The organism is Roseateles sp. P5_D6 (assembly GCF_054049415.1).
In genome coordinates, this window is sequence record NZ_JBFUMK010000052.1 from 1 (window position 1) to 1985 (window position 1985).

General features: G+C 65.4%; 1 protein-coding gene. It reads right to left on the bottom strand.

The features are described 5' to 3' along the window. Positions 1-99 precede the first annotated feature (99 nt). A complete protein-coding gene (gene ltrA, locus ACXJKM_RS30045) occupies positions 100-1605 on the bottom strand; it encodes a group II intron reverse transcriptase/maturase (protein ID WP_457356663.1) in 1506 nt (501 codons plus the stop codon). Between the last annotated feature and the right edge of the window lie 380 nt (positions 1606-1985).

The window sequence follows — 1985 nt, forward strand, 5'->3', positions numbered from 1 at the left end:
AATCGGGTAGCCGGGGGTATTTAGCCCCCAGCCCCCACACCACCCACCGTGCGGGTCCGCAGTGGGCGGTTCAACCAGTTGGCGCGCTCGACGAAGCCGTTATGTCGAGTAGCCCTGGGCCTTGCACCACAGAGCTTGGACGCTGACCAATCCTTGCGCTTTCAACCACGCGTTGGACATCGCCTGCTGTGTCACCGGGGTCCGTGCCATGTGCCAGTAGCCGTGGCTGCTGACCCCGTGCTGGATAGCCGACTTCAGGCTCACGCCCAAGGCCAGCAGGTGGCGGATCTTCGTGCGCGCCCAGCGCCACTGTTTCCAGTAGCACATGCGGATGCGCCGGCGCAGCCATTCATCCAGCTCGGGCACCGGGCGGTAGTACTGGCTGATGCCGAAGTACCCCATCCAGCCCCGCACATATCTCCCCAGCTGTTGCAGCCGGTAGTCCATCGAGACGCCCCAACTGCGCCCCGTCAACTCACGCACCCGGTGCTTGAAGTTCGCCAGCGCCTTGTCGGCCCAGCGCACCTTGTTGCCTTGGATGGTGAAGCTCAGGAAGCTGCAGTCACGCATCGGCGCCACCCGGCTTTTGGCCGGGTTGACCTTCAGCTTGAGGACCGTCTCCAGGTATCGCGTGGTGCTGCGCATCACCCGCTCGCCCGCGCGTTCGCTTTTGACCAGGATGACCAGGTCGTCGGCGTAGCGGGCGAAGCGGTGGCCCCGCCGCGTCAGCTCTTGGTCGAGTTGATGCAGCAGGATGTTGGCCAGCAGCGGTGACATCGGCCCGCCTTGCGGTGTGCCGACCTCGCTGGGCTCGACGTGCTCACCGACCAGCACCCCGGCGCGCAGGTAGCGGCCGATCAGGGCCAGCAGCCGCTTGTCGGCAATGGCTCGACCCAGCAGGCTCATCAGCAGGTCATGGTTGACCGTGTCGAAGAACTTGGCCAGATCGAGGTCCACCGCGATGCGGTAGCCGTCCTTCACGTAGGCCTGCACCTGGCGGATCGCCTGGTGTGCATTGCGGCCCGGTCTAAAACCGAAGCTCGAATCCGAGAACGTCGGATCAAAGATCGGCGTGAGCACCTGGGCGATGGCCTGCTGAAGCACCCGGTCAAGAATGCCCGGGATGCCCAGCATCCTCTTGCCACCGTCGGGCTTGGGTATCTCGACCCTGCGCACCGGCCGTGGGCAATATCGCCCCTCCTTGACCTGCTCACGCACGCGCGGCCAGTGTTCGCGCGCATAGGCGGGGAAGTCCGCGATGGTCACGCCGTCAATGCCCGGCGCGCCCTTGTTGGCCTTCACCCGCTTCCACGCGCGAGACAGGTTGTCGCTGTCCAGCACGGCGGTGAGCAGGTCTTGGTTGACTTCGTCTTGTTTCAAGGCTCGGTGCGCGCCAGCCCGCCGCTGCAGCTCCCCCGGGGCGGGGTCGGCGCTGGAGTCGAGGGTGGCACGTCTGCTCCTTGTGTCTCGTTGTTCAGCCCTTCGGTGGCCCGACACCTGGCCACCTACTACGGCGTCTGCTGACTTCTGCATCGTCACGTCGCGCGTTGCCGCGCGCCGCGCTGTGCGGCTCGGATGTGGGTCGCTGCCGATTTCATCGCTCACGGCGGGCGGCTCGCCGTGGCGCCAGGTTCTTGGTATCCCGGTGAACCGTCCGGGTCACACCCTCATCACGACGCACCGCTTGCGGTGCAGATCTCCCCAGGTAAGAACGCGAACTGTCGGTGCACAAGCGCCGCATTTACTGTGGGCCGCGTACCGTTGGGCTTTGCCGTCATGTGCCAGCTCGCCTCGCCGCCCTCAGCCTTCTATGCAGTTTCTGTCCGTCGCCTCGCACCTCTTGCGCTCCGGCTTCCTTCAGACAAACCCTCGCGGGCCTGCCCTTGCCTTCGGCTCGTGGTTATCCTTGCTCACGATGAGTCCAAGTCGGTACTCCCACAGGGGACTTCCACCCCATAAGTTCGCGCCCATGCTGGGCGCACACC